Source organism: Alsobacter soli, from assembly GCF_003004785.1.
Taxonomy (GTDB): Bacteria; Pseudomonadota; Alphaproteobacteria; order Rhizobiales; family Beijerinckiaceae; genus Alsobacter; species Alsobacter soli.
On the sequence record NZ_PVZS01000061.1, the window covers coordinates 1 to 5,648 of the forward strand.

The 5,648-nt window shown below is 71.1% G+C and carries 6 protein-coding genes and 1 tRNA gene; 5 read left to right on the forward strand and 2 right to left on the reverse strand.

The window, feature by feature from the left end:
- Window positions 1-207, reverse strand: a 207-nt coding sequence (locus SLNSH_RS24085) for a hypothetical protein (protein ID WP_146140379.1), incomplete at its 3' end; no start/stop codon positions are given.
- 255 nt (window positions 208-462) lie between these two features.
- Here SLNSH_RS24085 and SLNSH_RS24090 point away from each other — a divergent pair.
- The 3 genes from SLNSH_RS24090 (at window position 463) to SLNSH_RS24100 (ending at window position 2,220) form a co-directional block, all read left to right on the forward strand.
- Window positions 463-915, forward strand: coding sequence for a phasin (locus SLNSH_RS24090; protein WP_106340802.1), 453 nt, complete (start codon window positions 463-465; stop codon window positions 913-915).
- Window positions 916-1,056: 141 nt separating this feature from the next.
- The gene (locus SLNSH_RS24095) at window positions 1,057-2,037 is read left to right on the forward strand and encodes a phasin family protein (RefSeq protein WP_106340804.1); all 981 of its coding nucleotides are present in this window, start codon (window positions 1,057-1,059) and stop codon (window positions 2,035-2,037) included.
- A gap of 106 nt (window positions 2,038-2,143) precedes the next feature.
- A tRNA-His gene (locus tag SLNSH_RS24100) sits at window positions 2,144-2,220 on the forward strand.
- Between the two features lie 348 nt (window positions 2,221-2,568).
- Here SLNSH_RS24100 and SLNSH_RS24105 read toward each other — a convergent pair.
- Window positions 2,569-3,669, reverse strand: a complete 1,101-nt coding sequence (locus SLNSH_RS24105) for a tetratricopeptide repeat protein (RefSeq protein WP_106340806.1) — start codon at window positions 3,667-3,669, stop codon at window positions 2,569-2,571.
- A gap of 451 nt (window positions 3,670-4,120) precedes the next feature.
- Between SLNSH_RS24105 and SLNSH_RS24110 the strand changes: the two genes are divergently transcribed.
- Window positions 4,121-4,540, forward strand: a complete 420-nt coding sequence (locus tag SLNSH_RS24110; RefSeq protein ID WP_106340808.1) for a hypothetical protein — start codon at window positions 4,121-4,123, stop codon at window positions 4,538-4,540.
- A gap of 113 nt (window positions 4,541-4,653) precedes the next feature.
- The gene (locus SLNSH_RS24115; protein ID WP_106340810.1) at window positions 4,654-5,223 is read left to right on the forward strand and encodes a Spy/CpxP family protein refolding chaperone; all 570 of its coding nucleotides are present in this window, start codon (window positions 4,654-4,656) and stop codon (window positions 5,221-5,223) included.
- Window positions 5,224-5,648: the final 425 nt, after the last annotated feature.

The following is a 5,648-nucleotide window of genomic DNA, read 5'->3' on the forward strand; positions in this document are numbered from 1 at the left end:
GACCGGGAAGGCGCGCCCGTCCAGGCGCTCGCGCGCGAGCGCGCGCGCGTCACGCGCGCCGAAGAGCGCCGCGCCCGCGCCCGTGGCCCAGAGCACGCGCTCGCCGCTCGCGTCGATCACGAGCGCCGCCTGGCCGCGCTCGTCCAGGGCGGCGAGCTCCTGGTCGACGCGCGCGTCGGTCGCGTTCGGGCCGGCGAGATCCGACAAGCTGCTCTCTCCCTTGCGCAGACCACAACCCGCGCGCATATCCCTAACAATCCCTTAATATAGGGCGTTGAGGGCGTTGAGGTCCAACCCTGGAGGGCCTATCTCCCGAGGCGATTGGCGATAGCGTTAACGCGCGCCCGCCTCTTGACGATTGTGCGATGCAGCATTATGTTGCGGCGCACAATCAAGACCGCCTCGCGATGGAGCCGCGCGTGGCGCGTCCCGTCATGGCGGCTCCCACGAAGGATCACGACCATGGCTCAGGGCCCCTTGAACTACGACATCCCCACCGAAATGCGCGACTTCGCCGAGAAGAGCGTCGAGCAGGCCAAGAAGGCTTTCGACGGCTTCCTGGGCGCGGCCAACAAGGCCGTCTCCGCCGCCGAGTCGCAGGCCTCCAGCGTGCAGCTCACCGGCAAGGACTTCGCCACGAAGGCGATCGGCTACGCCGAGCGCAACGTCGGCGCAGCCTTCGACCTGGCCCAGAAGCTCGTGCGCTCCAAGGACGTGCAGGAAGTGATGCAGCACCAGGCCGACTACGTGCGCGCCCAGATGGCCCAGCTGCAGGAGCAGATGCAGGAGCTCGGCGCTTCGGTGCAGTCGACCGTTCAGAAGGCCACCGCCGAGGCCCAGGCCAACATGCAGAAGGCCACCGCCGACGCCCAGGCGACCGTGCAGAAGGCCGCCGAGGGCCTGAAGCGCAAGTAAGCGTTTCGCGTTTGACCGGGGCGCCTCCCCGCCCCGGTCCCATGCTGCCTGGGGCGGCTCCGGAACACGGGTTCCGACATGTTGGGCGGCCCCTCCCGGCCTTGGCTTGCGTCCGAGGCGCCAGAGGACACGAGGTCGACCATGCCTGATCCGAACACGCCCGCCGCCCGGCCCGCGGCCGCCGCCAAGACGCCCAAGCAGGGCGCCGCGAAGCCTGCGCCGAAAACCGCCAAGCTCGAAGTCGCCGTCGCGAAGCCCGCCGCCGCCGCGCCGGCGCAAACGGCCACGCCGCCGGCGAACGCGCCCGCTTCCGCGCCGATCCGCGCGGCCTCGCCTGCCATCCCGGCTGCAGGCGCGACCAGCGCGCCCGCCCCGGCGACGTCCTCCCCTGCCCCTTCCAAGCCCGCGCCCTCCGCATCCGCGCCGGCCGCGCCCGCAAAGGCGCCCGCTCCGGCGAAGGCGGCCAGCCAGCCCGCTCCGGCGCCCGCGCCCGCAGCGAAGCCCGTCGCCCCTGCCAAGGCTGCTCCCGCACCCGCCAAGGTCGCGGCGGCCGCCAAGGCCGTCCGCTCGGCGAAGCCGGCCGCCGCGCCTGCGCCGGCCGCCCTGGAGGCGAGCGTGGCGCCGGCGGCCGTGATCCCTGCGCCCAAGGAGGTCAGCAAGGCCGCCCTGGAGAAGGCCGTCGCGAGCGCCGCTCCGGCTCCCCGGGCCGAGCAACCCGCGCCGTTCCTGCCGCCCGTGCCCGAGGCCCTGCAGGATCTCGCCTCCAAGCCGCTTGAGCAGGCCAAGGAGGCCTATTCGCGGCTGCACACCTCCGCTGACGCCTTCAAGACAGGCCTGGAGACCAGCGGCCAGGCCGCGGCGAAGGGGCTAAAGGACTTCTCGGAGGCGCTGCTCTCGGCGGCCCAGGCCAACACCGATTCGGCCATGGGCTTCTTCAGGGAGCTTTCGGGCGTGAAGACGCTGTCGGAGGCCGTCCAGTTGCAAGCGACGCACGCCCGCAAGTCGTTCGAGGCCCTGACCGCCCAGGCCAAGGAACTCGCCGAGATCGCCAACCGCACGGCTGCGGACGCGTCCACGTCGGTCCGGAAGGCCTTCGACCACACCTTCCACCGCGATTCCTGAGGCAGGGCTTGAGCCCGGCGCGTCGCGCGCGCCGGGCTCTCCCATGCTGAAATCTCGTCTTGAATTTGCGGCGCAATCGGCCTAGGTATCGCGCCGCACAGGGCATGCAGCTGTAGCTCAGTTGGTTAGAGCACCAGATTGTGGATCTGGGGGTCCCCCGTTCGAGCCGGGGCAGCTGTACCACCCTCGCCATCAGGCAGTGTTTGGCGAAGACGCGTCGTTCGTGCGCTGCCTTTAGTACGCCTGCTTCCGACCGGCCTTAAGGCCAGGACCTGCCAGCCTTGGATGCTGATGCGATGGGGCAATGAAGGGCGCCCGGTGGGGCTACTCGACCGGGCCGTCGTCGGGAGGCCTTCGATGATGGAGCCCTGATCCCCTCCACCGAGCGACGCGGAAATCTTCCTCCAGTCCCGTCGAACGCGGAATACGCTGAACTACGCACGCGCAGGTAGCCTCTTGCACGATGGTTACCCCTGCGTTGCCGCGATCAAGAACCCGAGCGCCCGCCCCACGAGACGGCGCGGACTTTTCTCAATTCGGCAGGTCGCTGCCGATCTCGTGCTGCCGGGCGGCCGCCAGCTCCATGCGGCACATCAGGGCGTAGCGACGGGCCAACGCGAGATCCTCGCGCCCCGGATTGCGACGGATGAACTCCTCCCACAGCGCCAGGCCCTCGGTGAAGCGGCGGCGATGCGTGAGCATCAGAGCCAGATTGAAGCGCGCTTCCGCATGGGCCGGCTCGAGCTTCAGCGCCGTCTGGTAGTAACGCTCGGCGTCGTCATAGGCGTCCTTGAGATTGGCGAGCACGCCGAGGTTGTAGAGCGCGTCCACGTAACCCGGATCGCGGGCCAGCGCCGTCTGGTAGGCGATGACGGCCTCCGCTTCACGCCCCTGCGCGTAGAGCACGTTGGCGAGATTGAAGGGCAGCACGGGGTCCCAGCGATCGATGCGCGCCGCCGTGCGATACAGGCCCTCGGCCCGGCCCAGGTCGCCGGCTGTCTCGTACTCCTCCGCGGCCTCGGCCAGGTCGGCCACGCGCACGGGCGTCTCGCCCAGATCCAGGGTGAGCTGGCCGTCGAAGGTCGACAAATGCGGCGCCCGCCCGAGGGCCAGGTCGCCCCAGGGCGCCTCCGACAGTCGCGCTTCGCTCAGGCGCAGTCCGCGCCGGCGCAACGCCGCGCCGGCGTTGAGCAGGGCCGGCATGTCGACGCCGGCGCCAAGCAGGCGGGCCGCCTCGCGGGCGGAGGCGAGGTCGCGAAACCCAAACAGGGCGTCCTCGGGCTCCAGCAGGTCGAAGAGCGCGAGGCGCTCCACCTCCTCCTCGCTCAGGCGCGCGTGGCGGGCCAGCTCCCTCGCCGTCCAGGTGCGGTTGTCCGGATCCATCGAAGGACCGAGCCCGAGGGCCCGGCGCAGGGAGAACTCGCTCACCAGCGTGAAGACCTGCGCCAGGTCGGCGATGTCCTCGGGCTCGAGACCGGCGGCGCTGTGAGCAAGGACCACGTGGGTGGTGGAGGAGCCGACCCGTCTCGCGACGCGGCCTCCGGCCTTCTCCACCAGGCTGGCGACCTGCTTCAAGGTCAGCCCGTCCAGACGTCCGTGGATGTGGAGGGTTGCGCCAGCCAAGGTGTCCATGCGCCGATCCTGCACGCGTTGAACTTTCGCAGCCAGCGCTCCACGGGGAGACTGCCGCCTCGTCCACAGTGAATCTGAGTCGTGTGTCGATTCGGCGCAACGGTGGACAGGCTGGCCCGGCGCTCGACAGGCCTCGCCCGGCAAGACGCGCTGGCCCGGCCGCGCGTGATTGCGCATCGTTAACGTGAGCGGGACCGGCAGCTGGCCTAAAGCGGGACACCGATGAAGCCGGCGGCTGGAGCGCCCCATGACCCGGGAAGAACGTCTTGTGATGCGAGGCATGATCGCGCTCGCCCTGGCGGCGATGGCGATCCTGGTGGTCGCCGCCGTGTTCGGGGGCGGGGTGGAGTTCGGCTGACCGCCGGCGCCCCCGGGGATCCGCCGGAGCTTGACCGGCGTTGACGCCAGCGCAGTTCAAGGCGACTCTGGCGTAGACCCGGGAGACGAGATCATGAAGCCGCTCTGGCGCTTCGGCCTGCTGGCCTCTTTCCTGTGCGGCGTCGGCTTCGCGCCCGCAAGCGCCGCGGCCAAGGAGTGCGCCTGGGGGCAACCCGGATACCGGGCCTGCGTGGAAGGCAAGCTGCACAGCCGCCGTGAGAGCGCCTCCCGGGGCGAGAAGCGGGTCTACAAGACTGCGCCCGCCCGGAAGCGGCCGGGCACGTTGACCCCCGTCCCGCCCGCGCCCACGCCAGAAATGCCGCGCCAGGACTTCGGCGTGCGTCGCCACGCGCCCAGCCAGGAGCACCGGCTGGACGCGATCAATCGGCAGAACATCGAGCGGGACCGCACGCCCAACCTGATCCTGCCGCCCGATCCCATCCACCAGAACACGGTGCCCGGCCGCATCTGCCCCCCGATCGGCGGCTGCTGAGACGCCGCGAATTGCCGAAAGTTCATGTTCCGGTCAGTTTCGCGACAGCCGAACCGTGATCTTCTTCCTGCAGCCGAGGCTCCGCTGAGCCCGGACGGACAGAGGAGAACACGATGGCGACACGGAAAACCCGCTGGATCGTTGGCGGCGTGACCGTCCTGGCGCTCGCCGGCGGCCTGGGAGCGGCGATCGCGCAAGAGCGCGGCATGGGCGGCATGGGCGGCTGGGGCGGAATGATGGGCGGCGGCCCCGGCATGGGCCGGATGATGGGCGCCCGTTTCTGCAACGCCAAGGAGCCGATGGCGCCGCGGCTGGCCGACCGGCTCGAAACCACCCTCAAGGTCACCGACGCCCAGAAGGGCGACTTCGACAACCTGCGGAAGGCCCTGGCCGACGCCGAGGGCAAGCTGAAGGCGGCCTGCCCCACCGAGGCCGAGCTCGCCGACCGGACGCCGCCCGGCCGCCTTGCGCTGGCCGAGAAGCGCATGTCGGCGGGTCTCGACGCGATCCGCACGATCCGGCCGGCCGTTGACACGCTCTACGCCAAGCTCGACGACAAGCAGAAGGACCGGCTGCGCTGGATGGGCCCGGGCCGCATGCATGATGGTCACGGCATGGGCGGCTGGTGGCGCCACGGCTCCTGGGGCGGGCGCGACGGCGAGGGGCCCGGCCGGCGCGGGTGACGTTCCTGTCCGCTCCAGCCGTCATCCCGGCGGCGCCGAGCGCCGGTACGGATGCAGGGCAGCGCACCCAGTCTCCTGGATCCCCTTCCCCTCCGCGGCTTCGCCGCTCCGGCCGGGGATGACGGGGGAAGTGCGCCGCCCGGTCCACGACGGCGTCCGCGGCCCTGGCTGGGGTCCCGAACTACGCTTCAATCATCGGCCCAGCCCTCATCCCCGGCGGCGCGCAGCGCCGGGAAGGGGATCCAGGGCAGCGCGCCCAGTCTCCTGGATCCCCTTCCCCTCCGCGGCTTCGCCGCTCCGGCCGGGGATGACGGGGGAAGTGCGCCGCCCGGTCCACGACGGCGTCCGCGGCCCTGGCTGGGGTCCCGAACTACGCTTCAATCATCGGCCCAGCCCTCATCCCCGGCGGCGCGCAGCGCCGGGAA